24 protein-coding genes are annotated in these 26,906 nt (G+C 60.6%); 7 read left to right on the top strand and 17 right to left on the bottom strand.

The window, feature by feature from the left end:
• Positions 1-20: 20 nt before the first annotated feature.
• The 5 genes from BM70_RS0105005 to minC all read right to left on the bottom strand — a co-directional run bounded on the left by BM70_RS0105005 (position 21) and on the right by minC (position 4,247).
• Entirely contained in the window at positions 21-1,310 is a 1,290-nt protein-coding gene (locus tag BM70_RS0105005) for a M18 family aminopeptidase (protein WP_025854984.1), read from the bottom strand.
• A gap of 197 nt (positions 1,311-1,507) precedes the next feature.
• Positions 1,508-2,143, bottom strand: a complete 636-nt coding sequence (locus tag BM70_RS0105010) for an RluA family pseudouridine synthase (RefSeq protein WP_010208822.1) — start codon at positions 2,141-2,143, stop codon at positions 1,508-1,510.
• Positions 2,144-2,238: 95 nt separating this feature from the next.
• Entirely contained in the window at positions 2,239-2,493 is a 255-nt protein-coding gene (gene minE, locus BM70_RS0105015; RefSeq protein WP_003175252.1) for a cell division topological specificity factor MinE, read from the bottom strand.
• 3 nt (positions 2,494-2,496) lie between these two features.
• Positions 2,497-3,309, bottom strand: coding sequence for a septum site-determining protein MinD (minD, locus tag BM70_RS0105020; protein ID WP_003209098.1), 813 nt, complete (start codon positions 3,307-3,309; stop codon positions 2,497-2,499).
• A gap of 200 nt (positions 3,310-3,509) precedes the next feature.
• Positions 3,510-4,247 carry a septum site-determining protein MinC gene (gene minC, locus BM70_RS0105025; RefSeq protein WP_025854985.1) on the bottom strand — a complete coding sequence of 246 codons (738 nt, stop codon included), beginning with the start codon at positions 4,245-4,247 and terminating at the stop codon, positions 3,510-3,512.
• A 119-nt stretch (positions 4,248-4,366) separates the two neighbouring features.
• Between minC and BM70_RS0105030 the strand changes: the two genes are divergently transcribed.
• The gene (locus tag BM70_RS0105030; protein ID WP_025854986.1) at positions 4,367-5,299 is read left to right on the top strand and encodes a lipid A biosynthesis lauroyl acyltransferase; all 933 of its coding nucleotides are present in this window, start codon (positions 4,367-4,369) and stop codon (positions 5,297-5,299) included.
• A 42-nt stretch (positions 5,300-5,341) separates the two neighbouring features.
• Positions 5,342-6,475 (top strand): patatin-like phospholipase family protein, encoded by a 1,134-nt coding sequence (locus BM70_RS0105035; protein ID WP_025854987.1) that lies wholly within the window; start codon positions 5,342-5,344, stop codon positions 6,473-6,475.
• Positions 6,476-6,566: 91 nt separating this feature from the next.
• Here the strand turns inward: BM70_RS0105035 and BM70_RS0105040 are convergent, their stop codons facing one another.
• The 8 genes from BM70_RS0105040 to puuE form a co-directional block, all read right to left on the bottom strand.
• Positions 6,567-7,352: an outer membrane protein OmpK gene (locus tag BM70_RS0105040; RefSeq protein ID WP_025854988.1), complete on the bottom strand. Its 786-nt coding sequence runs from the start codon at positions 7,350-7,352 to the stop codon at positions 6,567-6,569.
• Between the two features lie 23 nt (positions 7,353-7,375).
• Positions 7,376-7,744, bottom strand: coding sequence for a hypothetical protein (locus tag BM70_RS32995; protein WP_155952122.1), 369 nt, complete (start codon positions 7,742-7,744; stop codon positions 7,376-7,378).
• A 44-nt stretch (positions 7,745-7,788) separates the two neighbouring features.
• On the bottom strand, positions 7,789-9,135 hold the full coding sequence (locus BM70_RS0105045) for a nucleobase:cation symporter-2 family protein (RefSeq protein WP_025854989.1): 1,347 nt from the start codon (positions 9,133-9,135) through the stop codon (positions 7,789-7,791).
• Between the two features lie 226 nt (positions 9,136-9,361).
• Positions 9,362-10,648, bottom strand: coding sequence for a urate hydroxylase PuuD (locus BM70_RS0105050; RefSeq protein ID WP_025854990.1), 1,287 nt, complete (start codon positions 10,646-10,648; stop codon positions 9,362-9,364).
• Positions 10,649-10,699: 51 nt separating this feature from the next.
• The gene (locus BM70_RS0105055) at positions 10,700-11,203 is read right to left on the bottom strand and encodes an ureidoglycolate lyase (protein ID WP_025854991.1); all 504 of its coding nucleotides are present in this window, start codon (positions 11,201-11,203) and stop codon (positions 10,700-10,702) included.
• A gap of 126 nt (positions 11,204-11,329) precedes the next feature.
• Positions 11,330-12,325 carry an allantoicase gene (alc, locus tag BM70_RS0105060; protein WP_025854992.1) on the bottom strand — a complete coding sequence of 332 codons (996 nt, stop codon included), beginning with the start codon at positions 12,323-12,325 and terminating at the stop codon, positions 11,330-11,332.
• A 41-nt stretch (positions 12,326-12,366) separates the two neighbouring features.
• Positions 12,367-12,882, bottom strand: coding sequence for a 2-oxo-4-hydroxy-4-carboxy-5-ureidoimidazoline decarboxylase (gene uraD / locus BM70_RS0105065; protein ID WP_025854993.1), 516 nt, complete (start codon positions 12,880-12,882; stop codon positions 12,367-12,369).
• On the bottom strand, positions 12,879-13,805 hold the full coding sequence (gene puuE / locus BM70_RS0105070; RefSeq protein WP_025854994.1) for an allantoinase PuuE: 927 nt from the start codon (positions 13,803-13,805) through the stop codon (positions 12,879-12,881). Before puuE ends, uraD begins: the two co-directional genes overlap by 4 nt.
• A gap of 388 nt (positions 13,806-14,193) precedes the next feature.
• Between puuE and uraH the strand changes: the two genes are divergently transcribed.
• Positions 14,194-14,547 (top strand): hydroxyisourate hydrolase, encoded by a 354-nt coding sequence (uraH, locus tag BM70_RS0105075; RefSeq protein WP_025854995.1) that lies wholly within the window; start codon positions 14,194-14,196, stop codon positions 14,545-14,547.
• Positions 14,548-14,703: 156 nt separating this feature from the next.
• Positions 14,704-20,046, top strand: coding sequence for a dermonecrotic toxin domain-containing protein (locus tag BM70_RS33290; RefSeq protein ID WP_025854996.1), 5,343 nt, complete (start codon positions 14,704-14,706; stop codon positions 20,044-20,046).
• A gap of 4 nt (positions 20,047-20,050) precedes the next feature.
• Here the strand turns inward: BM70_RS33290 and BM70_RS0105085 are convergent, their stop codons facing one another.
• From BM70_RS0105085 to BM70_RS0105095, 3 genes are all read right to left on the bottom strand, one after another.
• The gene (locus BM70_RS0105085) at positions 20,051-20,677 is read right to left on the bottom strand and encodes a LysE family translocator (protein WP_025854997.1); all 627 of its coding nucleotides are present in this window, start codon (positions 20,675-20,677) and stop codon (positions 20,051-20,053) included.
• Between the two features lie 13 nt (positions 20,678-20,690).
• Complete coding sequence (locus tag BM70_RS0105090; protein WP_025854998.1) at positions 20,691-22,037, bottom strand: NCS2 family permease; 1,347 nt, start codon at positions 22,035-22,037, stop codon at positions 20,691-20,693.
• A gap of 207 nt (positions 22,038-22,244) precedes the next feature.
• Positions 22,245-22,679 carry a MarR family winged helix-turn-helix transcriptional regulator gene (locus tag BM70_RS0105095; RefSeq protein WP_025854999.1) on the bottom strand — a complete coding sequence of 145 codons (435 nt, stop codon included), beginning with the start codon at positions 22,677-22,679 and terminating at the stop codon, positions 22,245-22,247.
• An 81-nt stretch (positions 22,680-22,760) separates the two neighbouring features.
• On the opposite strand from BM70_RS0105095, the gene BM70_RS0105100 reads away from it, so the two are divergent.
• Both BM70_RS0105100 and BM70_RS0105105 read left to right on the top strand, forming a co-directional pair.
• Complete coding sequence (locus tag BM70_RS0105100) at positions 22,761-23,927, top strand: PLP-dependent aminotransferase family protein (RefSeq protein WP_025855000.1); 1,167 nt, start codon at positions 22,761-22,763, stop codon at positions 23,925-23,927.
• A gap of 10 nt (positions 23,928-23,937) precedes the next feature.
• The gene (locus BM70_RS0105105; protein WP_025855001.1) at positions 23,938-24,540 is read left to right on the top strand and encodes a glutathione S-transferase family protein; all 603 of its coding nucleotides are present in this window, start codon (positions 23,938-23,940) and stop codon (positions 24,538-24,540) included.
• Between the two features lie 74 nt (positions 24,541-24,614).
• Here BM70_RS0105105 and BM70_RS0105110 read toward each other — a convergent pair whose 3' ends face one another.
• Positions 24,615-25,502, bottom strand: coding sequence for a LysR family transcriptional regulator (locus BM70_RS0105110; RefSeq protein WP_025855002.1), 888 nt, complete (start codon positions 25,500-25,502; stop codon positions 24,615-24,617).
• A gap of 111 nt (positions 25,503-25,613) precedes the next feature.
• Between BM70_RS0105110 and BM70_RS0105115 the strand changes: the two genes are divergently transcribed.
• Positions 25,614-26,906 (top strand): CitMHS family transporter, encoded by a 1,293-nt coding sequence (locus BM70_RS0105115; RefSeq protein ID WP_025855003.1) that lies wholly within the window; start codon positions 25,614-25,616, stop codon positions 26,904-26,906.

Here is a 26,906-nt window from a genome sequence, read left to right on the forward strand (position 1 = left end):
GACCGAGTCAGCCCTAATTATCAGGGCAGGTCGTGGCTTGCATAAAACGCACCCAACACCTTCACCAGATGCGCCAGGTCATGGCTGCCGCACAGTTCGCGAATGGAGTGCATGGCGAACGTCGGCAGGCCGATGTCCACGGTGCGCACACCCAAGTGGCTGGCGGTGATCGGGCCGATGGTGGAACCACAACCCATGTCGCTGCGCACCACGAAGCTCTGCACCGGCACTTCCTGGGCCATGCACAGGTGGCGGAAGAACCCGGCGGTCTCGCTGTTGGTGGCGTAGCGCTGGTTGCTGTTGACCTTGATCACCGGGCCGGCGTTGAGCTTGGGGCCGTGGTTGGCGTCGTGCTTCTCGGCGTAGTTCGGGTGCACGCCGTGGGCGTTATCGGCCGACACCAGCAGAGATTTCTGAATGGTGCGTACGAATTCATCACCTTCCGGCAGCAAGCGACGCAGGGTCTGTTCGAGCATCGGGCCATCGGCGCCGCACGCCGAGCAGGAGCCGACTTCTTCGTGGTCATTGCACACCAGCACACAGGTTTCCTCGCTGTCACTGGTGAGCAGGGCCTGCAGGCCGGCGTAGCAGGACAGCAGGTTGTCCAGGCGCGCGCCGGCGATGAAGTCGCCGTTCAGGCCGATCACTGCGGCGCTCTGGGTATCGTAGAAGCTCAGCTCGTAGTCGAGCACCACGTCGGCGTTCAGCCCATGCTCGCGCGCCAGTTGCTCGGTGAGCACGGCGCGGAAGTCGACGCGCTCATCACCGGCAAATTGCGCGAGGATCGGCGGCAACTCGGTCTGGGCATTGATCGCCCAACCCTGGTTGGCTTCACGGTTCAGGTGAATGGCCAGGTTAGGGATGATGGCAATCGGCAACTTGAAGTCGATCAACTGGCTTTCGACCTTGCCGTCGCGGCGGAACGTCACGCGGCCGGCCAGGGACAGGTCGCGGTCGAACCATGGCGCCAGCAGCGCACCGCCGTAGACTTCCACGCCCAACTGCCAGAAACCCTGGCGTTGCAGCTCGGGCTGCGGCTTGACCCGCAGGCACGGGCTGTCGGTGTGGGCACCGACCAGGCGGATGCCGCCCTGCAGCGGCGAATGGCGGCCGAGCTTGAACGCGATGATCGAGGAGTCGTTACGGGTCACGTAATAGCGCCCGTTGGCCTCGGTGGTCCAGGTTTCGCGCTCGTCGAGACGCTGGTAGCCGGCGGCTTCCAGGCGCTGGGCCAGGGCCGCGGTGGCATGAAAAGGAGTAGGGGAGGCCTTGAGGAAGTCGATCAGGCCTTGATTCAACGCTTCGCGCATAAATAGCTCCAGACAGCAATGCGCGGAGTTTACCGTATTGGCTCGCGATTTGGCGTGAAGCTACCTTCTTGAGCAACACACAAAACTACTGTGGGAGCTGGCTTGCCTGCGATAGCGGTGTGTCAGTCAATACATTTGGCACAGATAGACCGCTATCGCAGGCAAGCCAGCTCCCACAATGTACTGCGTTCGCAGCTTTAAAAAGGGGCCGGGCACTCGAAGCGCAAACGCTCGCCACTCTGCGGGTGGGTGAAGCTCAGCATGCTGGCGTGCAGGCACAGGCGCGGCCAGGCGGCCAGGGCTTGCTCATGGGCATACAGGCCATCACCCAGCAGCGGGTGGCCAATGGAGAGCATGTGCACGCGCAACTGGTGCGAGCGCCCGGTGATCGGCGTCAGCTCGACGCGGCACCAGTCGCCGCAACGTTCCAGCACCTTCCAGAAGGTCAGCGCATGCTTGCCGAACTCGTGGTCCACCACGTGCCGGGGCTTGGTCGGCGGGTCGTAGCGCAATGGCAAATCGATACTGCCGCTGTCCAGTTCCGGTTGGCCCCAGGCCAGGGCGGTGTAGGCCTTTTCGGTTTCACGGTCGTGAAACTGGCGGGACAGTTCGCGATGGGTATCGGCGTCCCGAGCCAGCAGGATGATCCCCGAGGTTTCCCAGTCCAGGCGGTGCACGATTCGGGCTTCGGGGTAGCCGTTTTCCTGGAGGCGAGTGATCAGGCAGTCCTTGTTGTCATCGGCGCGGCCAGGCACCGAGAGCAGCAGGGTGGGCTTGTTCACCACCAGGACGGCGTCGTCCTGATACAGGATGTGGATATTGGACAGCGGCATTCAACAGCCTCGTAACAAACGCCAACGGCGGCTCGCCCACCCGACCCGTAAAACGGGTCAGGGTGAACGAGCCGCCGTGGCGGCCGCCTGTTCGATCAACGATCAGGCAGGGTGATATTGAGTTCCAGAATCGAGCAGCTGCCGTCATTTTCCAGGGCGACGTGCACGTCATCGTTGCCGATATTGACGTACTTGCGGATCACCTCGACCAGTTCCTTCTGCAAGGCTGGCAAGTAGTCCGGCGTGCTGCGTTGGCCGCGTTCGTGCGCCACGATGATCTGTAGACGCTCTTTCGCTACCGACGCGGTACTTGGCTTTTTGTTGGCGCGAAAGAAGTCGAGAAATTTCATTGTTTAGTTGCCTCCAAAGATACGCTCGAAGAATCCCTTCTTCTTGACATCGAGGAAGCGATGTTCCACGGTCTTGCCCAGCAAGCGATCAACGGCATCGCTGTACGCCTGGCCGGCGTCGCTCTGGTCGTCAAGAATCACCGGAACACCCTGGTTGGAAGCCTTGAGGACTGCCTGGGATTCCGGGATCACACCCAGCAGGGTCACTGCGAGGATTTCCTTCACGTCTTCAACGCCGAGCATTTCGCCGTTGCTGACGCGCTCAGGGTTGTAGCGGGTGAGCAGCAGGTGCTCCTTGATCGGGTCTTCGCCTTTCTCGGCGCGCTGAGACTTGCTGGCCAGCAGGCCGAGCATGCGGTCCGAGTCACGTACGGAGGAGACTTCCGGGTTGGTCACCACGATGGCTTCATCGGCGAAGTACATCGCCAGGTGCGCACCGGTCTCGATACCGGCCGGCGAGTCGCAGACCACGTATTCGAAGGTTTCCTTCAGCTCGGCCAGGACCTTGCCTACGCCTTCCTTGGTCAGCGCGTCTTTGTCACGGGTCTGGCTGGCGGCCAGTACGTACAGGTTCTCAAGGCGCTTGTCCTTGATCAGGGCCTGTTGCAGGTTGGCTTCACCGTTGACCACGTTGACGAAGTCATACACCACGCGGCGTTCGCAGCCCATGATCAGGTCGAGGTTACGCAAGCCGACGTCGAAGTCGACGATAACTGTCTTGTGGCCGCGCAGCGCGAGACCGGTACCGATAGCGGCGCTGGTGGTGGTCTTACCCACACCACCCTTGCCGGATGTAACCACGAGAATCTTGGCCAAGGTGTTTCACCCCTAAGGAAAAAGGACTTTTCGGTCCCTGAAAAACATCTCTTGGAACTCGCTGCAGGCGGACAGCCTTTGTAGGAAAAAGATGGGGTTTCCCAGAGGAAACGCCTACTTCCAATTATTCCTACGCAAGTCTTGCCGGTTTCGCTGTGCTATCAGAGTCTAGAGATGCTTGGAAAATGCGGCAGTATCCGTTAAAGACGGATGATGTTCAACACATCGCCCGACAGGTTGACCTGCACCGAAGCCCCCCACAGCGGATCACGGCGCAAATCTTCTGAAACCTTGTACTGGCCTGCGATGGACACTAGCTCAGCGGTCAACTGCTGGCAAAAAATACGGGCCTTGGTATCGCCCTTGATGCCAGCGAGAGCACGTCCGCGCATCGGGCCGTATACATGGATATTGCCATCGGCCAGAAGTTCCGCCCCCGGACTGACCGAGGAGATCACCACAAGGTCGCCACCCTGGGCGTAAATCTGCTGCCCGCCGCGTACGGGCGAGGTGATGATCTTTGTAGGCTTGATCGCAGGCTCGGGTGGTTTTTCCGGTTTTTTCTTCTCTTCACCGACCAATGGTTCGAGCGGACGATCGCGCGCGCCGGACGGCGGCAGTACTGGCAGTTCAATAGCGATGGCAGCGGCAATGTCTTCAATACGGCTGGCGCGAATCGCCAGGGTGCGCAGGCCATGGGAGCGGCATACGCGCATCAGGCCGGGCAGGTCGATGCTGCCCTGGCCGGCGGGCAGTTTGTCCAGGGCCAGCACCAGCGGGGCATTGTTGAAGAAATTCGGCGCCAGGGCGACCTTGGCGGCGAGCTGGCGGTCCAGGGCGTCGAGGTCGTTGCGGGCGAGTTCCAGCACGGTGATGGCGAGCATGCTGCCTTTCAGCTGGAACACGGGATCTTGGTCTAGCGGTTCGGTTTGGCTCATGGTCGGCAAAAGCGGCTTGTCACGAAAAGTGTCGAGACTTATAACGAGAACACTCACGGGCCGCAAGCCGAGTCGAACCGTTGTAGAATGCGCGGCCCTTGTCTTTACCGGAATCTGTAATGGATCGCCCGCGTTTTCGAGCTGTATTTTTTCACCCGCGTTTTTGGCTGTTATGGCTGGGACTCGGCCTGCTGTGGCTGGTCACTCAACTGCCGTACCGTGCGCTGCTGACCATCGGTCGGCTGCTGGGGGCGGGCATGTACCGCGTGGCCGGCGAACGTCGCCGCATCGCCGCGCGCAACCTGGAACTGTGCTTCCCGGAAAAATCCGCCAAAGAGCGTAAACAGTTGCTCAAGGAAAACTTTGCCTCCACCGGCATCGCGTTCTTTGAAATGGCCATGAGCTGGTGGTGGTCGCGCCAGCGCCTGGCGCGCCTGGCCCACGTCGAAGGCCTGGAACACCTCAAGCAGGCGCAGTTGGATGGCAAGGGCGTGATCCTCATGGCCCTGCACTTCACCACCCTGGAAATCGGCGCCGCGCTGCTGGGGCAGAAGCACACCATTGACGGCATGTACCGCGAGCACGGCAACCCGCTGTTCGACTTTATCCAGCGCCGTGGCCGCGAGCGCCACAACCTCGATTCCCTGGCCGTGGAGCGCGAAGACGTGCGTGGCATGCTCAAGTTGCTGCGCGCCGGCCGCGCCATCTGGTACGCACCGGACCAGGACTACGGCGCCAAGCAAAGCATCTTCGTGCCGCTGTTCGGCATCCAGGCCGCGACCGTGACGGCCACCAGCAAGTTTGCCCGCCTGGGCAAGGCGCTGGTGGTGCCGTTCACTCAGGAGCGCCTGGCCGATGGCAGCGGCTACCGCCTGGTGATCCACCCGCCGTTGACCGACTTCCCCGGCGAGAGCGATGAAGTCGACTGCCTGCGCATCAACCAGTGGGTCGAAGCCTCGGTACGTGAATGCCCCGAGCAATACCTGTGGACCCATCGCCGCTTCAAGAGCCGGCCACCGGGTGAAGCCAAGCTGTACGAAAAACGCCGCTGATAAGACCGAACCTTCCCTTGATGGCCCACATGGAGTGACGCAATGCGCCCAGCTGAACCGGTTACAGGCTTGATTCTTTCCGGCGGTGGGGCGCGAGCGGCGTATCAGGTAGGGGTGTTGGCGGCGATTGCCGAGCTGTTGCCGCCAGGGGCGCCCAACCCGTTCCCGGTGATCGTCGGCACCTCGGCCGGCGCGATCAATGCCGTGACCCTGGCCAGTGGCGCCATGGACTTCACGGCGGCCATCCAACGCCTCACCGCGTTCTGGCAGGGCTTTCGCAGCCACCTGGTGCTGCGCAGCGATTGGCCCGGGGTGATTCGCCAGGCGAGCCGCTTTCTCATCCACAGCCTGCTGGGGATCGGTGCCCAGGTGCCGGTGGCGCTCCTGAACAGCTCGCCGCTGCGTGACTTGTTGCAGGAGCGCTTGAACCTGGACGGCATCGACGAGGCCATCCGCCACAAGCATCTGCACGCGGTGGCGGTGACGGCCTTCGGTTACGAGTCCGGGCAGGCGGTGACCTTCTACCAGGGCGGCGGCACCATTGACGCCTGGTTGCGCCATCGCCGCATCGGCGTGCCGACCCAACTGACGGTGGAACACCTGCTGGCCAGTTCGGCGATTCCGTTGCTGTTTGCCCCGGTGAAACTCGACCAGGAATATTTCGGCGACGGCGCCGTGCGGCAATCGGCGCCCATCAGCCCGGCCTTGCACCTGGGGGCCAGTCGCGTGCTGGTGGTCGGTGTCAGCGGTAACCCGCGAGGTAACGAACCGGCGACGCAACGCACCTACACCGGCCAGGAGCCGACCCTGGCGCAGATCGGTGGGCACATGCTCAACAGCACCTTCATTGACAGCCTGGAAAGCGATATCGAATTGTTGGAGCGCTTGAATCAATTCAGTCATGCCGCACCTGGGGTGGCGGCGGTGGACGTGCTGGTGATTGCGCCGAGCCAGCCGATCGATGAAATCGCGGCGCGGCACCGGCAGGAATTGCCGGCGGCGTTGCGTCTGTTCTTGCGTGGGCCGGGGGCGACCAAGACGAGCGGGGCAGGGGTGTTGAGTTATTTGCTGTTCGAGGCGGGGTATTGCAGCGAATTGATCGAATTGGGGCGGCGCGATGCGTTGGCCAAGCGTGAAGAGCTGTCGAGGTTCCTGGGCCTCACGCCGAACCTGTAGGCGCCCGGCTTGCCGGCGATGGCGTCCTCAGGACCGCTATCGCCGGCAAGCCGGGCTCCTACAAGGGTAGGGGCATGGAAATCAGCCAGGGTCAGAAGTGGTACTTGACCAGGAAGCTCGCCGTGTCCTGGTTGGTCTTGAACGCGCCGGAATCTTCGATCCCGTACTTGTTCTTCCAGTAGTCGTATTCAAAACCGACATACAACTGCTTGTCGCCCCAATGCAGCGCTTTACCCAGGTCATATTTGACCTGCGGGTTGAAGTGCAGGTTGGCGTGGTAAGTGCCACGGGCGTTCTTGTCGTTGTCGACTACCCAGTCCATGAAACCGTCGATCAGGATATTCGAGTTGCCCACCGGGATCGTGTACGACCACACCGGGGTGATCTGCCAAACACCGTCGCCCGGGCGATTGCCTTCGGTCTGGCGCTGGTAGAAGTTCAACTGGAAGTAATCGAAACCGGGGATGTTCAAGTCAAAGCCAGGGCCGACCAGGTACGACTCGTTATCGCCTTCGCCGAACTCGTAGGTGAGTGCCAGCAATACATCCTTGATCGGGCCGAATGACAGGTCCTTGTCCAGAATCTTGCCGAACGACAAACGCGGGCTGAACTCGCCGTAGTAAGTATTCGGGCCCACATTGCCGTCTTCCTTGCCGTTATAAAAGATGCGGTCGAGGAAGAAGAAGTTGTCGCCGTACTTCCAGGCATCGGCATGTTCGAACGTGACGGTTTGCTGGATCTGCGGGTTGACGGTGAAGCTCTTGCCCCACAAGTAAGTCAGGCTGTTGTTCTGCCACTGCAACAGGTCACCGGCCACGGCTTGGCCACCGGCCAGCAGGGATCCCGCCAGCATCAGGCCTTTGAACATAGGTTTCATTCGGTTGCTCCCGAGTTAAAGTTTTATGGTTTTTCTTCTACGCAAGCGCTCTGGTGTGGCGCCTTTTGGTTCGCTGCAAAAATCGTCTGTTCGGTCAGCTTTAATGCTTTTAGCAAGAGCTGCGCCAAGGTGTTTGAAAAGCCAAAAAATCCCCGTCGGCTGCATCGGATGCAGTCGAATTCAGAGGACTTTTGCGCACTTTGGCCGCAGACATAAGGCCGGGATAAGTTGGCCTTGCAGTCAGCTTTTACATTCGCTGTTTTTTTTTGAGTCGATTCGAGCGGGCGCGGAGAATACTGGCTCCAAAGCCTGGGCTCAAGTGCGCTGTAACAGAGCGCGTGGGGCAAGAATGGGGCACGGCTCGTGGCCGGCCCCAGGTCAATGGCGTGCATGTGGATGTTCCCTGTCTGTTGTTATTGTTTTACGAACAAAGGAATCAATGCGTGTGAGCAACGGCAGGCCGTTCAGCGCCGCCGAGAATGTTGAACAGGATATTCAGCGACAACGCGCTGAGGGTGGCCATGGCGATGCCACTGTGGGTAATCGGGCTCATCCACAGCGGCAACTGCGCGAAGAACTCCGGGCGCACTACCGGGATCAGGCCCATGCCGATGCTCACCGCCACCAGCAACTGGTTGCGACGGTCGGCGATGTCGGCTTCCTGGAGGATCTTGATCCCGGTGGCCGCCACCATGCCGAACATGGCAATCGCCGCGCCACCGAGTACCGCCGGTGGAATCGACGCCACCAGGTAGGCGGCCTTGGGCAGCAGGCTGAGCACGATGAGGAAGGCCCCGGCCATGATCGTCACCGAGCGGCAACGCACGCCGGTCATCTGCACCAGGCCGATGTTCTGTGCAAACGAAGAGTGGGTAAAGGTGTTGAAGAAGCCGGCCACGAACGACGCGCCCGCATCACATAGCAAGCCACGGCGCAGCATCTTCGGGGTGACCTCCTGGCCGGTGATCTTGCCCAGCGCAAGGAACATCCCGGTGGACTCGACAAAGATGATCACCACCACCAGGCACATCGACAAAATCGGCGCCAACTCGAACTTGGGCATGCCGAAGTGCAGCGGTGTCACCACTTGCACCCACGGCGCCTGGGCCAGGCCACTGAGATCGACCATGCCCATGGCCCCGCACAAGGCGTAGCCCAGGCCCATGCCGATCAGCACCGAAATGTTGACCCAGAAGCCGCGCATGAAGCGGTTGATCAGCAGGATGGTGGTCAGCACCAGCGCGGCAATCGCCAGGTAAATCGGTGAGCCAAACGTCGCGGCGGCGCTGCCACCCCCGGCCCAGTTCACGGCCACCGGAAACAGCGACAGGCCGATTGCGGTGATCACCGTGCCGGTCACCAGGGGCGGGAAGAAGCGCACGACTTTGGACATGAACGGTGCGATCAGCATGCCGAAGAACCCGGCGGCGATGGTCGCGCCGAAGATCCCCTGCAAGCCGATGCCGGGCATGCCGGCCATGGCGACCATGCTGCCGACGGCGGCGAAACTGGCGCCCATCATCACCGGCATGCGGATGCCCACCGGGCCGATGCCGAACGACTGCACCATGGTGGCGATGCCGGCCACCAGCAGGTCGGCGTTGATCAGGAAGGCGATTTCTTCACGGCTCAGGCCGGCGGCCTGGCCAATGATCAGGGGGACGGCGACGGCGCCGCCGTACATCAGCAAGACGTGTTGCAGGCCTACCAGAATCAGTTGCAAGAGGGGCAGCCGCACCATGGCGGGCGCGGCAGGAATCTGCGGTTCGGCTAACTCGGTCATGCAACACCTCGGATCTTTTTTATTTTTGTATTGTTTGGCATTCAATTGCCGGGTGGAACTCAATCTACAAACTTGCACGGTGCCAGCTGTGGGAGCTGGTTTATGTGGGAGCTGGCTTGCCTGCGATAGCATCACCTCGGTATATCTGATGCACCGAGGTGCCCGCATCGCAGGCAAGCCAGCTCCCACACAAGTCCTCTCCCACAGTTGGATTTGTGTGGATCAGTTAGTTGGTACGCGCCCCCTGATTGATCCAGGTGCCAATCAAATCCCGCTCCTGCTGGGTCATCTGCGTGATGTTGCCCAGTGGCATGATCTGGCTCGCCACGGCCTGCGCCTGAATGCGCGCTGCCTGCTGCTGGATCTGTGCCGGTGTGTCAAACATCACGCCAGCTGGCGCGGTGCTGAACAGCGGGCTGGTGGGCTTGGCCGAGTGGCACACGGCGCAGCGTTCCTGGATCACTCCGTGCACCTTGTCGAAATCAATCGTCGCCTGGGCGGGCGCAGCGGGGGCTGCAGCCGGCTCGGCAGGTTTCAGGCCACCACCCAATGCGGTTTCCGGCAATGGCTGGTATTCGATCGCCGCCGGTGCCTTGGCCACTTCTGGAGACGTTGACACCGGTTTTGGACCGGTCACATACGCCAGGCAAATCATCGCCAACGCGCCCACCGGCAAGGTCCACGCATACTTCTGGCTGTTATGCCGGGTGTTGAAGTAGTGCCGCACCAACACCGCCGCCACCGCGATGCCCGCCAGGATCAGCCAGTTGTATTGGCTGCCGTAGGTGCTCGGGAAGTGGTTGCTGATCATGATGAACAGCACCGGCAAGGTGAAATAGTTGTTGTGGCGTGAACGCAGCAGTCCTTTGGCCGGCAGCGCCGGGTCCGGCGTGCGGTTCTCCGCGATCGCCGCGACCAGCGCACGTTGTGCCGGCATGATGATGCGGAACACGTTGCCGACCATGATGGTGCCGATCACCGCACCCACGTGCAGGTAGGCGCCACGGCCACTGAACACTTTGCTGAAACCGTACGCGGCGGCAATCAACAGCACGAACAGGATGAAGCCGAGCAGGGCAGGGCGCTTGCCCAGGGCCGAGTCGCAGAGGAAGGAGTAGATGAACCAGCCGGCGAACAATGAGCCAATGCCCAGCAACACGCCTTCCGGACCACTGAGGCTGCTGCCCGGAGCCAGCAGGTACAGCGTGGGGTTCCAGTAGAACACCACGCACAGCAGTGCAATGCCCGACATCCAGGTGAAATAGGCTTCCCATTTGAACCAGTGCAGGTTGTCCGGCATGGTCGGCGGGGCCAGTTTGTATTTTTCCAGGTGGTAGATGCCGCCACCGTGGATCGCCCACAGGTCACCGGCCAGGCCGCTCCTGGGGTTGACGCGATTGAGGTTGTTTTCCAGCCAGACGAAGTAGAAAGAAGCGCCGATCCACGCGACGCCCGTGATCATGTGAACCCAGCGCACGCTCAGGTTCAGCCATTCCATCAAATGTGCTTCCACAGTCTTTACCTCTCGCCTGTCACCCTTGTTGTCGGGTGATCAGACCTTCTCTTATTGGTGGGGGGCGAGGATCAACCGCTCATCCTCTTTGAAAAAATGCTCATCGCAGTTATTGCCTGTGCCACTGCGATCAACCACCAGGAAGTCATCCCGCTTTTCGATCGTCAGCACCGGGTGGTGCCAGACGCCGCGATGGTAATTAATGCCCTGCCTGCCGTTGGTGACGAAGGCGCGGACCAAGCCTGATACAGGTGCATCGCCAAGTGGCGCGACCACGATCAGAAAGGGGTTGCCGAGCAGCGGAATGAAAGCCTGGCTGCCCAGCGGGTGTCGTTCCAGCATGCACACGGTCAGCGGCATATCCAGCGCGTCGGCGCGGAAGATGCTGATGATCGCGTTGTCCTCCGGCGTCGCGGTTTCCACCGTTGCCAGTTTGTGGAAGCGCATGGTCGACCCGTTGTTGATCATGAAGTGATCGCTGCCATCGGTTTCGATAACGTCTCCGAAAGGGGCGAAGGCTTCTTTGGTCAGGGGTTCGATCATCAGTGTGCGCATGGCTGTCTCTTATCCGAGTTCTGTGTTGTTTGTTCTATTGCTATCGCGGGCAAGCCCGGCTCCCACATTTTGATCTGCGAATACATTCAAATGTGGGAGCTGGCTTGCCTGCAATGGGCTCACCGCTTATTTAGCTACTTTGCCCAAGACCCGCAGGCGGCTCACGCCACCATCCGGGAACACATTCAGGCGGATATGGGTAATCGGGCCCAGTGCCTTGATCTGCTCGGCAAACGTGTGTTCAGCGTGCATTTCCAGCTTCTGCGCCGGCAGCAGTTCGCGCCAGAACAGCGATTGGGTTTCGATCTGGCTGTCGGTGCCGCCCTTCACGAACGCGCCCTGGATCGAGCAGGTGTCCGGGTAGTTACCCTTGAAGTGCAGGGTGTCGACGATGATCTTCTCGATCTCGCCCGGGTGGCCCAGTGCGACGATCACCCAGTCATTGCCCGGCGTACGACGACGCGCGGTTTCCCAGCCATCGCCCATGTTGATGCCACGGCCTGGGTTGAGGATGTTGCTCATGCGGCCGAAGTGTTCATCGGAGCAGGCCAGTGCGCGGCCACCGTTCAGGGCTGCGGCCAGGTCGACCTGTTCGTTGTCGCCCACGGCCGACCAGTCGCGGAACGGAATGCCGTACACACGCAGACGGGCCACGCCACCGTCCGGGTAGATGTTGAAACGCAGGTGGCTGAATGCCTGGTCGTTGTTGATCTCGTGGAAGTGATGGCTGTTGCCTTGCAGCTCGACAGCCGACAGCACTTCAACCCACTGGGTGTTGTCATCCGGCTCGCCGCTTGCGAGGAAGCAGGCTTCCAGGGACGCCGATGGCGGGAAGTTGCCGGTGAAGAATGAAGTGTCGATGTCCACGCCTTTGATCGAGCCCGGTACGCCCAGACGGATCACTGCGCTGTCGTAGCCTTCGAAGCGCTTGCGGCGCGACTCCCAGCCGTCCATCCACTTGCCGTTGTCATCGAAAACGCCCTCCTTCCACACGGCCGGGGTCGGCTGGAACAGGCGGTTGGCGTCGGCGAACCAGTCATCGGTGACAGAGATGATCTTGGTGCCCAGGCGGGCGTCGGCCAGGTTGACGAACTTCTCGAAAGGTACGGCGTAAGCTTTCATTCTTCTTGTCTGCCTTAGATAAAGTGGCTGGGGATGGTCGTTTAGAGGGTCAGTAAGCGGAACAACGCGATCTTGTTGATCTCGTCCAGCGCGCACTTGAACTCAGTGTCCACCGAGTTGTGAATGCGCGTTTCGAACGCGGCGAGAATCTGGTGCCGGTTGCTGCCTTTTACCGCCATGATGAAGGGAAACTTGAACTTGGCCTTGTAGGCATCGTTCAGCTCGGTGAAGCGCGAGAACTCTTCGGCCGTGCATTGGTGAATCCCCGCGCCAGCCTGTTCATCAGTGCTGGCTTGGGTCAGTTGGCCCTGGACGGCGGCTTTGCCGGCCAGGTCCGGGTGAGCGTTGATCAGCGCAAGTTGGCTTGCATGATCGGCGCTCAACAGGATGTCGCTCATGCGCTGGTGCAGGGTTTCGATCTGGTCGATCGAAGCGTCCTGGCCCAGGTCGAAGGCCTTTTCGGCCACCCATGGCGAATGCTCATAGATGTCGGCGAAGGCAGCGACAAACGCATCGCGGCTCAGGGTCGAGGGTTTCAAGGTCTGGAACGCAGTCATTTTGCTGCTCCCGTGTACGGGTGGGTTGCCTGCCAATGCCGGGCAATATCCACGCGGCGAGTGAACCACACCTGTTCGTGACTTTTGGCGTACTCGATAAAGCGCTTCAACGACGCCAGGCGCGCCGGGCGGCCGATCAGGCGGCAGTGCAAGCCAATGGAGAGCATTTTCGGTGCGTCCGCGCCTTCGGCATACAGCACGTCGAAGGCGTCTTTCAGGTATTCGAAAAAGTCGTCGCCCTTGTTGAAACCCTGGACCTGGGTGAAGCGCATGTCGTTGGTGTCCAGGGTGTAGGGGATCACCAGGTGCGGTTTGCCGGTCGGGTTGTTGGGTTCCCAGTAGGGCAGGTCGTCGTCGTAGGTGTCGCAATCGTAGAGAAAACCGCCTTCCTCCATCACCAGCCGCCGGGTGTTGGGGCCGGTGCGGCCGGTGTACCAGCCCAGTGGGCGCTCGCCGGTGAGTTCGGTGAGGATGCGGATCGCTTCGAGCATGTGCTCGCGCTCCTGGGCCTCGTCCATGTATTGGTAGTCGATCCAGCGGTAGCCGTGGCTGCAGATCTCGTGGCCGGCGGCGACCATCGCGCGGATAACGTCCGGGTGGCGCTGGGCGGCCATGGCCACGGCGAAGATGGTCAGCGGAATGTCGAATTCCTTGAACAGCTTGAGGATGCGCCACACGCCGGCTCGGCTGCCGTATTCATACAGCGACTCCATGCTCATGTTGCGCTCGCCTTGCAGCGGCTGGGCCGAGACCATTTCCGACAGGAAGGCTTCGGACTCTTTGTCGCCGTGCAGGATATTGCGCTCGCCGCCTTCTTCGTAGTTGAGTACGAAAGACAGCGCAATGCGCGCCTTGCCCGGCCAGTGGGGGTGAGGAGGGTTACTGCCGTAACCGATCAGGTCGCGTGGGTAGTCAGCGCTCACTGCAGTCTTCCTTCTTGTTCGTCGTAGTAGCGATGAGTGATTGTATACAACTTATCGTCGACTTTGTAAGCCTGCATTTCTGCATTTTTTCTGAACGGTGCGCACTGAAGCTACTGCAAGAAACCTGCCTGACTGGTCAGCTAAACGTCAAAAACTTTTTGCCGTACGCCCACCTGCAGGAGCTGGCTTGTCGACGAGCGTCTCATCTGGGTCTATTAGGTGTACCTCTATCGCCGTCACACCGGCGCCTGTGGGGCGCAGGATATTGGTTGAATTTATTGTGTACAATTTTTTTGAAAAATGTCTTAATCAGCCGTCGCCGGCTTTTTTGATGCCCTGAAAAAGTGCGGATCCTCTTTCTACTGATCACAGGAGGCGCGTAGACGCCATGGGACGTTTGACCACACACGTATTGGACGCCGCACACGGCTGCCCTGGCAGCGCGATCAAGGTTGAGCTGTACCGCGTCGAAGGCGCACAGCTGGAACTGGTCGCCACCGCGCTGACAAATAGCGACGGCCGCTGCGACGCACCGCTGCTGCAGGGCGACGACTACCGCAGCGGCGTGTACCAATTGCAATTCAGTGCCGGCGACTATTACCGCGCCCGTGGCGTGCAACTGCCAGAACCGGCCTTCCTGGATGTGGTGGTGCTGCGCTTCGGCATCAGCGCCGAGCAGGATCACTACCATGTTCCCCTACTGATTTCGCCTTACAGCTATTCCACTTATCGCGGTAGCTGAGCGTCACCTCGCTTCACACCCCCAAAGCTCTTCGTTGGTTTTTCGCCCGCCCACACTGCGGGCTTTTTTTTGCGCGTAGATAGTTCAACTATCTAGCGCCTTGTGTTTGCCGGTGATGCCTAGGCTGGGAGCTTTCGTCCTAGAGAAGAAAACTCCATGACCTTGGCCCCCGATCACCCGAGCGTTGCGCCCCCTTTTGATATGGACGACCCCGGCGAGTCTGCGTCCATTCGTGATCTGCTGGCTCGGCGGATCAACGCAGCCCCCCAGCCCAGCCGACTGATCAATCAGATCGTGCTTGCCGACTGGCGGTGTAAAGACTCGACGCAGGAACTTGCCCGCCTGATAGGGCGCTCGCCCAAAGTCCTGGCGGTGATTCGCACCGAATTGCGCAAAGCATTCGAGATCGATCCTGACAGCCTGTTGTTCACCGAGCCCAAACCGCCCGACCCGCCACGCAAAGTCGAGAGTTTGACCGAGCGCGCGTTGTCGTTGCTGGTCCTGCCGACGGTGGAGATCAACGTTAATCGGTTCACCGCTCTGAGCATTAAAGATGATCCGAACAGGCGTTTACCGTACAGGCCGCTGGAAGTATTGCAGCGGGTGATCGCGATGAGGCTCTTTGAACGACTGGATCACGCGGCCTCCAACTATTGGAACACCTTGGCGTTGGGGTCCTGGCGCACACGCCGCGAGCGTTGGGTCGAGTTGCAGAAGACGCTCTTCGCTGACCGCGCCTTCATGGCGCATCAGCTGGAGGAACTAACAAATGCAGGCATGGCCATGGTTCAAGCCCTGATCGATGCCCCGACCGCAGACGCGCGTGAGCGGGCAGGCCGGGAGTGGGCCAGCGTGAAAGTGAGTCAATTGATGTGGCCGGGTACTCCTGCTGTCGCGATTCCCGGTGCGTTGTATCTTTATCGAGAAGGCAGCCCCAGCGACGCGCCGCATGTGATTTACCTGCCGGGTGCGGTCCGGAATTTTTACGAGGCCGCGTCCTTCTCTGCCCTTCAGTGCACCTTGCTGGGGTTGAACCGCTCGCTGTTCCACCAACTCTGGCATTGCTTGCCGTTAAGTCGACGCAAGGCATTGCACCGGCCGGCAGATATGTCGCCAGCGACCGGCTTCATGTGTGGCCTGGAGGTGATGGACGATGCGCTGGCACAGGGCGCTCAGGCGTTGCTGGCCGGACAATGGGCCAACGAACTGGGGTGTGCCGTGAAGGTTTATTTTTCGCACGTATTCTCCGACACGCGACCCGTACCTCAACCACTGGATGCCGCAGATGTTCTCGCGCACGTTGAGCGTTCCAGGAAACAGCTGGTCGGGGGCGCCCGCCTCGGCGTCATTGGCGATCAATTGCTTAAGTGGGACCAGCAGCGACGTGCCGAAGAAATAGTCTTCGCCAGTGTGGCGCCGGGTTTGGCCCTGCGCACCGTAGAGCAGCAGGTCAAGCGCTACGAAAAAGGCCTGGTCGCGCTGCTCGACCCGGATGACCTCAGCGCAGAGACGCCAGCCTACCTGGGGGTCATGTCCCTTGTGGGGCAACTCGGCGTCCATACCTGTGATTTGAATACATTGATGCAAGCCGCGCCGTCCCGGCTGCTCGAGGTGGCTTTCTGGACGGAGCGCCCTACCCGGGAGTGTACTGCCAGGGAGTGCGCGGCCAAGGAGAGCCCTGCCATGGAGTGCACGGCCACGGAGAATCCCGCCAAGGAGTGTACGGCCAGGGAACGCCCTGCCGGGAAGTGCACGACCAGGCGTGTTTCCCTGTTTATGCAAGCCCAGACCGAGGCCCTGCTTTGCGAGGTTCAGTTGCTGCACCGGCTCAAGTTGATCGGTACGGCCCATCGAGACCTGGTGTTCGAAGTGATGGAGCAGCCCTTGGCAACCAAGCGCCCGGTCAGTGATACCCAGGTACTGTCGATCGCGGTGGGCAGCGAGCCGGACGCCTTCTACCCGCTCCATAATGTCTGGGTGATGACTACGGCGGCTGCGGTGAGGGTCCCGACCCGGCAGCGACCGGTAGTGCTCTACGCTTTCGGAGCGGAGGGTGGAGTAAAGGCCTTTGCCTGCGTGGACGCATTGACCCGAGGCCTCAAGGCCAGCCTGAGCAGCCCGGACGGCTCCGTGCTGTGGGGGGCTGTCGAGCGTGATAAGCGCTCCGACCTGCGTGCACATGCGGCACGTGGCACGCTCGCGGTTCGCTACCTTGAGATCAAGGGCCGTCCTTTGCTGGCCGCTCTCAAAAAACTGCTGGGTTGTCACCACCGCCTGTACAACAGTACCGAGGACATCGCGCGTATTTTCAGTGAGGTGAAGGACGCCGAGTTGAGTCGCGCGCTGTTAAGGGGGGAGCTGGAAGGGCAGCTGAAAATTCCCGTCAACAACGCCTTGGACCAGGCCAGGGCGAATGTCGAGCTGCTGCGCAAGACCGCGTCTGAAGCGAAGAAACTGCCCCCCTGGTTGGCGTATGCCACGCGCGCCCAACGTAAAAAATTCATGCATTTGCAGCGCCTGTATCTGAACAGCACCTATGCATTTGAAAACCGACGTGAACACGCTTTGCCCGACCTGGACACATTCGCCCGTCGCGCCTTGACGGCTCGATTGAGCCAGGATGGCATCTCGCCGTCGTGGGATATCGACCAGTGCTTTATTGATATGCCTGATGGTGTTTTCGGCAGCTTTTGTGGGGATTCACCCGAGTGCCCGGTGGGCGATCGAAACATAAAATTGACCGCTACCCCTGAGCGGACAACGTTCAGTCTGTTGAAACTGGCGTTGCATAACCTGGACCCTCAGGCACCCTGGACGAAGTGGCGATTCGACCGTGCCCGCTATCTGCAGCCTGACTGGAAACCGCGGCTGAGTGCCAGTTACCTGATCGGTCTGGTGTCTTCCCTGGATATTGGCGGCCAGTATGATGCGTTGATCAATAAGGTGTTTTACCCGCGCATTGACGCCCCCCACAGGCCCGACGAAGGACGTATTCCCGAGTTGTTGAATCGCGCCTTGCGCACCGGTTTTCAGTACCATCTTTTCCTGGCGACTCAGCAGGGCATGTCGGCGACCGCGCAGAGCATATTCAAGACGGCGATGGCGGCACGAACGCCACAGGACCTGTTGAAAAACCAGCATCAGTTGCAGCTGCATGTGCTTCATGTGGTGGGTCACACGATGCAGCATGATCGCTACATCGCGGGGATAGTGCTTGTGCACGACACGTCTTCCGGGGTGTGCGTGGTCTATTGGCCCGAGGCTCCGCCAGCCCTGGTCCTCACCGAATACGCCAGCCTGCAACGGGCCCATGACGAACTGAATCGTATCGGTGCATTGCCGGAGAACGTCAAGGTACTGGCACGACAGGTTGCTCCCGGTTGGGCATTTGAGGCCATTGCCCATCATCCGGAGGTTGCCGACAGACCCCGCCAGGCATTCAGTACGCTTCATCAATTACCTGTTTTTGTCATGAAGATGGGGATTTGGCAGGCGGGCAAGTTTATTCGCTCATTCAGCATCAGGCATGTGGAGCCGACGCCGTTAGAGTGCGAGGTCGAAAAACAAGCGATGGAACAGATTGCCAGTGATCCACAGCATTGGCTGGCTGTTGTCCCCACCTCTCTCGGCAACGCCCGGGCATTGCTGTACCGCGCCAGCGTGCTTGAACTGCAACGCCGGACCCAGGCGCTCAGTCAGTCCGGCAAGGAGTTGCAAAAATATCGAGTTCGTCGCCTTGGCGAGCAGAGCGATACCACCCGGCGGAGGTTGGTGGCATTTTTCTCTCCGTCATTCGGGCTGTTTAATGATGCTTATGAGCTGCTGCTTGCTGCGCGGCGCTACCATCGCTCTGGCGACCCCCATGATGCGGTCGATGTGGGCTTTATGACCGTCTTTTTGGCACTTGAGCTGTTATCGAACTTCATACCCGGCCCCAAGAAAGCGGGCACTGCATTGCCCCATGCTCCACGGCCGACACCGAGCACCCTGCTGGGACGGATACGTCGCTTGCGCATGACCGCACTCGGCGAGCCTTTGCGCTTGGCGCCCCCGTCGGTCACTCAACTCAAGGCCCTGGAGCGTTTCAAGATCAAGGGCGTGCCTGAGGGCGCTGTAGCGCTCAAAGGGGAGGGCGAGCATGGGGTCTACGTAAAAAATGGCGAATTTTTCGTGACGGATGACACTCACCACTATCCGCTTTACAGGCGCGGCAGCGAGCGGTCGTTGCGCGTGAAAAACCGGCAGTCGCCGGGTCAAGACGAACTGATTCTGAATATCCACCAGCCCAGGGAATGGTTACTGGGCGCGGATGCGCCGGTGGCGGGGCCGAGCTCGGGCAGGCTCAACCCTTGGCCGGGGCAAGTGCCAGCGACGCCAGACTGGTGGCCACCCAGTGTGCGCGCCGCTACAGAACTGCGCATACTCCAATCACCTGCGCCAGCCTCCGATTGGTTCGATTGGAGGGTTCAGATGCCTGCGGGGCAGGTGCCTGCTTTTTCGGCGCTCGGGACGTTTCACGTGAACATGGGCGCCGAGAGATTATCCTACGACGCCATCTACATTGGAGCGTGGTATGACACGCAGTCAGCCTCTGGGATCGGGTATTACAGGTTGCTTGATGAGGGGAGCAATGCGCCAAGGAGCGGCATTGCGTTTATTACTCCGGATCAACTGCTGGTCTCACGTGCCTACATTGATATTGAGCGTTGGACCACGATTGCGCTTGGGGAGCAGCCCATACCGGTATCGCGCACCGCGATGGGGGACTGGCAGTTGCATGCGCGCTTGTTTGACCGGCCTTTGGAGCGTTATGTAGGTGCTGCATTCCCCACTATGACCCTTCACAGCCAGAGAATGGCCGTCAGAAGGTTGATTGAATTGGCGGATACAACCTACGAGGCCACTGCCTCTCATCTGCTCAATATCCGTGCAACGCTGGACAATTGGTTGACTCCGCACACCATGGGCCTCGGCCAGACAGATGACTTGCTGAGAATGCTACGGACCACCGAAAGGCGCGGCACCTCGATCACCATCGGTAACGCGAGCCGGGCACCGGGTTTTACTCGCGTCGACTTCAGCGTGCAGGGGTTGGATTCGGCGTTGCGCTCCAGTGGAGCAGGGAAAAAAGAACAGCGAAACAGCGTGCAACGCGCGGCGATCCGCAACGTTCTGGAACAGCAGGGTTTCAACGTCTATGAAGTCGAGGTACGACGTACCGCCTATGCCATGCATGAACTGATCGCGATGCACCGATCCTCCAACTCAGGCAAGGTGTACTACATCACCCCCCAGTGGGTTGAGCGAGGGAGTGTTCAGATAAAGAAGAGGCTGACGGACCGGTGGTTGAATCACGCCATCAATGCTAATCCTGGTTCGCCTCCATTCGTGGCTGTCCAGCGTGCCATGCAGGAAAATCGATTGGTTCGGATAGTGGCGGGCGTTCAATGGCCCGTCGTTCAAGCGGACCCGCCCAGCGTCTATTTTGTGAGGGTGTGAGGCGTCAGCGGCTTAACAGAGAGGCTGCGCCGGCCCCGCTGAATAATACCGCGCTGACGCGGTTGAACCCGACCTGGCCCTTGCCGCTGCGCAGGTAGCGTGCCGCGCCCTGTGCACCAAGCCCGTAGGCCAACTTGCACAGCAGGTCGAGCAGGGCCCAGGTGGCGATCATGATCAGCAGCTGTGAGAGGAACGGCAGTTCGCTGCTGAGAAACTGCGGCAGGAAGGCGGCAAAGAACAGGATGTCCTTGGGGTTGCTGGCGCCCAGCACGAATGCGCGGCCAAACAAGGCGCGAAAACGCGGCGTAGCGACGGCCTGGGGCACTACCGCGCCCTGGGACGGTTGACGCGATTGCTGCCAGCTCTGCCAGGCGAGGTAGAACAGGTAGAGCGCGCCGATGATCTTCAGCGCGCTGAACAACTGTTCTGAGGCCAGCAGCAGCGCGCCCAGGCCAAGTGCCGAGGCGCTCAACAGGCAGACCGAGGCAAACACGCCTCCCAGAAACGCCGGGTACGAGCGACGCAGACCATAGTTGAGGCTGTTGCTGATCATCAGCAAGGACAGCGGGCCGGGGATCAGGATCACGATCAATGCAGCACCGCTGAACAGCAGCCAGGTTTCCAGGGTCATGCGTTACTCCTTCTTATAGAAATATGAACTTGGCGATGAAAATCGCGCACAGCACCCACAGGCTGACGGAAATCTCGCGGTACTTGCCGGTGCCCGCCTTCAGCGCCACATACGTGATAAAGCCCAGGGCGATACCGTCGGCGACCGAGAACGTCAGCGGCATCATGATCGCGGTGACGATCGCCGGGATGCTGTCGGTGGCTTCGTCCCAATTGATGTGGGCCATGCTAGCCATCATCAGCATCGCCACATAAATCAGCGCACCCGCAGTGGCATAGGCCGGAATCATCCCGGCCAGTGGCGCAAAAAACATCGCCGCCACAAACAGGATGCCCACGGTGACGGCGGTGAGCCCGGTACGACCCCCTGCAGCCACGCCCGCAGCACTTTCCACGTAGCTGGTCACCGGCGGTACGCCGACCATGGCGCCGAACACGCTGGAAGCACTGTCGGCCTTCAGCGCACGGGACAGGTTATCGATCCTGCCGTCGGCATTGACCAGCCCGGCGCGTTGCGCAACGCCCATCAGTGTACCTGCGGTATCAAACATGTGTACAAAAAGAAACGCAAATACCACGCTTATCATGCTGACATTGAACACACCTTTCACATCCATCGCCATCCAGGTCGGTGCCAGGCTGGGTGGCGTGGAGAGGATGCCGTTGTAGTGCACCAGGCCCAAGCCCCATCCGGCCAGGGTCACGGCGATGATGCTGATGAGGATCGCGCCGAACACGCGGTGGTAACTGAGGATGGCGATCAGCAAAAAGCACACCGCTGCCAGCAGCGGGGCGGGTTCGTGCAGTGAGCCGAGTTTGATCAAGGTCGCCGGGCTGTCGACGATGATACCGGCGGTCTTCAACCCGATCACCCCTAGAAACAAGCCGACACCGGCGCCCATGGCGTGGCGCAGGCTGACCGGAATGCTGTTGAGCAGCCATTCACGCACCCGCGAGAGCGTCAGGCCCATGAACAGCACGCCGGAGATGAACACCGCGCCCAGCGCGGTTTCCCAGGTGTAGCCCATGGTGCCGACCACTGTGTAGGTGAAAAACGCGTTCAAGCCCATGCCCGGCGCCAGGCCCACCGGCCAGTTGGCGTACAAACCCATCAACAGGCAGCCCAGCGCGGCGGCGATGCAGGTGGCGACAAAAGCCGCGCCATGATCGATACCGGCGTCGGCCATGATGTTCGGGTTGACGAAGATGATGTAGGCCATGGTAATGAAGGTCGTGAGGCCGGCAATCAGCTCGGTCTTCACTGTGGTGCCATGCAAGCGCAGTTTGAACAGGCGTTCCAGCCAGCCACTGTGCGTCGGTGAAAGATCCAGCGTTGGGGCATCGGATTTGCGGCTATCCACAGCGAGTACTCCTCAAGAGTTTTATTGTTATTTCCAGCGCCGGTCACACATGTGGGCAACAGCGCTTTGAGGTACTGGCGGGTTTTGTTGACCAATAGGTCAGGAACTCGCACGAAGCGAATTATGCTTTTGTATACAAAGAAAGCAAATAATGTTTTACGTTTGGCGTTCGAAAGAGATGAAAGGCGCACCCACTCGCCACAGGGATCAAGGTTGGTGTGCGAGCGCCTGGTTCACCGCCAGCCACCCGGCCACTGCGTCTTCGCCCGCGTCACTGAATGCGCGCTGCAACAATTTTACTTGCTCGCGGCGCAGTGACTGCTCGAAACGCAGACCTTCTTCGCTCAACGCCAACAGGCGTTTGCGTTTGTCGGTCTCGGACGCGACGCTGTCCACCAGGTGCATTTCCTGCAACTGGCGCAATGGCATGTTCAGCGCCTGCTTGCTCACGCCCAGCAGTTCCAGCAGTTCCTTCACGCTCAATGTTGGGTAGCGTGCGATAAAAAACACAATGCGCTGGTGCACCCGGCTCAGGCCGCGGCGCTCGAGCATTTCGTCAGCCTTGGCGGTGAACGCCTGGTAGCCGAAGAAGAATGCTTCCATGGCCTCTTGCTGGGCGGTTGGGTTTTTAAGGTCAAGCATATTGACGTATCCGTGCAAGTCATCGTAATTTCGGTCAACAAGTTTGACGTATTTTCCATCGTCTTCGCTACCGGTGACCCCATGGCCTTCTCTGAACGTGTTACGCGCCTCAAAAGCTCCTTGATCCGTGAAATCCTCGCGGCAGCCCAGCGTCCGGAAGTGATGTCGTTCGCCGGTGGCCTGCCCGCAGAAGCCATGTTGCCCGCGCTGGACTGGGATGACCTGCCGCTGAATATCGGCCAGTACGGCATGAGCGAAGGCGAACCGCAGCTGCGCGAGTTGCTCGCCGCCGAAGCGCGCGCGTTGGGTGTGCCGTGCCAGGCCAGCCAGGTGCTGGTGGTCAGCGGGTCCCAGCAAACCCTGGACTTGGCGGCCAAGCTGTACATCGACAAAGGCACGCAGATCTTGCTGGAAGGCCCGACCTACCTGGCCGCGTTGCAGATCTTCCAACTGTTCGGCGCGGACTGCCTCACCGTGCAACTGGAGGCCGACGGCCCGAACCTCAGCGCGTTGCGCACCCACCTCGAACGCCATCGGCCGGCGTTCATCTACCTGATCCCGACGTTCCAGAACCCCTCGGCCGTGCGCTACAGCGAAGCCAAGCGCGAGGCTGTTGCTGCGCTGCTCGATGAGTTCGGCGTGACGCTGATCGAAGACGAACCCTATCGCGAGCTGACCTTTGACGGCGGCAGCGCCAAACCCATTGCCGGGCGCCTGAGAAAGGCCAGCTGGATCTACACCGGCACCGTCTCCAAAACGTTGTTGCCGGGCCTGCGCGTCGGTTACCTGATCGCCAGCCCCGACTTGTTCCCGCACCTGCTCAAGCTCAAGCAGTCGGCGGACCTGCACACCAGCCGCGTCGGCCAATGGCAGGCGATGCAGTGGATCGGCACGCAAAAATACCAGCAACACCTGATGGAACTGCGCCGCTTCTACCGCGAGCGCCGCGATGCATTCCAGGCCGCACTCGAACGGCATTTCAGCGACCTGGCGGACTGGCAGGTGCCCCAGGGTGGATTATTCTTCTGGCTGACCTTGAAACAGCCGCTCGACACCCGCACCTTGTTGGCTCAAGCGCTCGACCAGAACGTCGCGTTCATGCCCGGTGAACCGTTCTTTTCCGAGCCAGACCGACACCTTGGCTCGTTGCGGCTCAATTTCAGCCATATCGACCCGGCCCGTTTGGACGAAGGTCTCAAGCGCCTGGCCGCGGTGGTCCGTCAAGCACAGCACGCGCAAGCGGCATAAGGGGAGCCCCATGTACAAGGTTTATGGCGACTACAAGTCGGGCAACTGCTACAAGGTCAAATTGATGCTCAGCCTGCTGGGCATCCCGTATCAATGGGTGGATGTGGACATCCTCAAGGGTGACACCCAGACCGCCGAATTCCTGGCGAAGAACCCCAACGGCAAGATCCCCGTGCTGGAGCTGGAAGACGGCACCTGCCTGTGGGAGTCCAACGCGATCCTCAACTTCCTCGCCGATGGCAGCGAGTTCCTGCCGACCGAGCCGCGCCTGCGCACTCAAGTGTTGCAATGGCAGTTCTTCGAGCAGTACAGCCACGAGCCGTACATTGCGGTGGCGCGGTTTATCCAGTTTTACCTGAGGCTGCCCGAGGAACGCCTGGAGGAATACAAGAAGTTGCACAAGGGCGGTTACAAGGCACTCAAAGTCATGGAGCGCCAGCTGCAGTTGACGCCGTACCTGGTGGGCGATCAGTTCTCCATCGCGGACGTGGCCTTGTATGCCTACACCCATGTGGCGAATGAAGGTGGTTTTGAGTTGGATGCTTATCCGGGTGTGCAGGCGTGGTTGAAGCGTGTTGCCAGCCATCCCAAGCACGTGCCAATGCTCGACTGAACCCCCCTGATCTGTAGGAGCCCGGCTTGCCGGCGATGCGTTTTCAATCGCGCCATCGCCAGCAAGCCAGGCGCCTACACAGGTCGCATTTCAGTGTTCAAGAGCTCGAAGCAGCGTTGCGCCGCCGGACTCAACCCCATCCCGCTGCGACTGATCAGCCCGATCTCCCGGTTCACGCCGGGGTGATCGATGTCGATGCGCTTCAACCCCTCCAGGCTGTCCGCCGCCGACTCCGGCAGCACACTGATCCCCAACCCCTGGCGCACCAATGCCAGCACGGTCGACATGTAGTTGGCCTCCATCCCCGCATTCATCGTCAGGCGTGTCTCATCGAACAGCGCGTCCACTTGTTCACGCACGCTGCTGTCACGCCCTGTGAGGATGATCGGTTGGTCCGCCAGTTGTTCCAGGGCCAGTGTGCGATGGCGGGTCAGCGGATGATCCACCGGCACAAATGCACACAAGCGATCATTCAGCACCGGCACGAAGTCCAGGCCATGGCTGAGCCGTGCGCGCACGCCGATGCCAAAATCCACTTCGCCGGAACGCACCTGGGCATGAATGCGATGGGCCACCAGGTCATGCAGGCGTACTTCAATCCCGGCAAAACGTTCACGGAACAGGCGTAGAACCGGCGGCAGAGTGCCGGCACACACCGAGGGCAGGGCGGCGATGGTGACCACGCCACGGCGCAAGGCGGCGAGGTCGCGGGAGCCGGTGACAATGTTGTCCAGGTCGAGCAGCAGTTTTTCCATCGGCCCGCGGGCGTCCTGGCCGGCGGCGGTGATGCTGACATGGCGCGGGCTGCGATCGAGCAGGGTGACGCCTAGCCAGTCTTCCAACTGTTGGACTTGCACCGTCAGCGCCGACGGCGACAGATGCAGCTCATTGGCTGCCTTGGTGAAACTGCCGGTGCGGGCGACCGCAAGGAACGCCTGAATGTGCTGGATGCTGTTCTTCATTTTGTTTTTCCGAACACTGGCTGGTGAATATTCCAATTTACAAAGACTAACCCGCTTCCAATACTTCAGGGAAAACAATAACCGGCCACCAAGGCCGCTCTGGAGTAACCCATGCTCGCTACCCTGGGTGTCATCACCATCCTGTGCCTGCTCGCTGCCGTCATGAGCAAACGCCTGTCACCGCTGGTGGCCCTGATCGCCTTGCCGATCATCGCCGCACTGCTCGGCGGGTTCGGCCTGCAAACCAGCGCCTTCATCATCACCGGTATCAAGAACGTCGCCCCCGTGGTCGGCATGTTTGTGTTCGCGATCCTGTTTTTCGGGATCATGACCGATGCCGGCATGCTCGATCCCATCATTGATCGCATCCTGCGCACGGTGGGGACGCGTCCTACACGGATTGTCGTCGGCACCGCGACCCTGGCGCTGCTGGTGCACCTGGACGGCTCCGGCGCGGTGACGTTCCTGGTGACGGTACCGGCGATGCTGCCGTTGTATACACGGCTGGGCATCGACAAACGCATCCTCGCCTGCGTCTGTGCGATGGCGGCCGGGGTCAACTTTTTGCCGTGGACAGGGCCGGTGCTGCGCTCGTCGGCGGCGCTGCATGTGCCGGTGGCAGACCTGTTCCAACCGCTGATTCCGGTGCAGATCGTCGGCCTGATTTTCGTGTTTGCCTGTGCCTGGTGGCTCGGCCGTCGCGAAGAAAAACGCCTGGGCCTTGGCGCCGGCGCCAGCGTTGATGCGGTGCCACAGCGGGTGCTCAGTGACGATGACATCAAGCTGCGTCGCCCGCGCCTGTTCTGGGTCAACCTGATCCTCACCGTGCTGGTGATGGTGGTGATGATCGCCGGCTGGGTCGACCCGGTGGTGATGTTCATGCTCGGCACCGTGGTGGCGCTGTGCATCAACTACCCGAACGTCGACGCTCAGCGCGCCCGCATCGACGCCCATGCAAAAACCGCCCTGACCATGGCCAGTATCCTGCTCGCCGCCGGGGTGTTCACCGGGATCATGCAAGGCACCGGGATGCTCAAGGCGATCGCCGAAGTGGCGGTGGCGCAGATTCCGGCCGGCCACGGCAAGCTGATCCCGGCTGTCGTGGGCTTTATTTCCATGCCACTGAGCATGCTGTTCGACCCCGATTCCTACTATTTCGGCGTGATGCCGGTGATCGCCGAAGTCGGCAAGGCCCTCGGCGTCGACCCGCTGCAAGTGGCCCAGGCCTCGTTGCTGGGCGTGCACACCACCGGTTTCCCGGTCAGCCCGCTGACCCCCGCGACCTTCCTGTTGGTGGGCCTGTGCAAGGTCGAGTTGGCCGACCACCAACGCTTCACCATTCCGTTTCTGTTTGCCGCGTCGGTGTTGATGACCCTGACGGCGTTGCTCCTGGGAGTTATTTGA

Origin of the sequence: Pseudomonas sp. CHM02, from assembly GCF_000612585.1 — a bacterium.
GTDB lineage: Bacteria > Pseudomonadota > Gammaproteobacteria > Pseudomonadales > Pseudomonadaceae > Aquipseudomonas.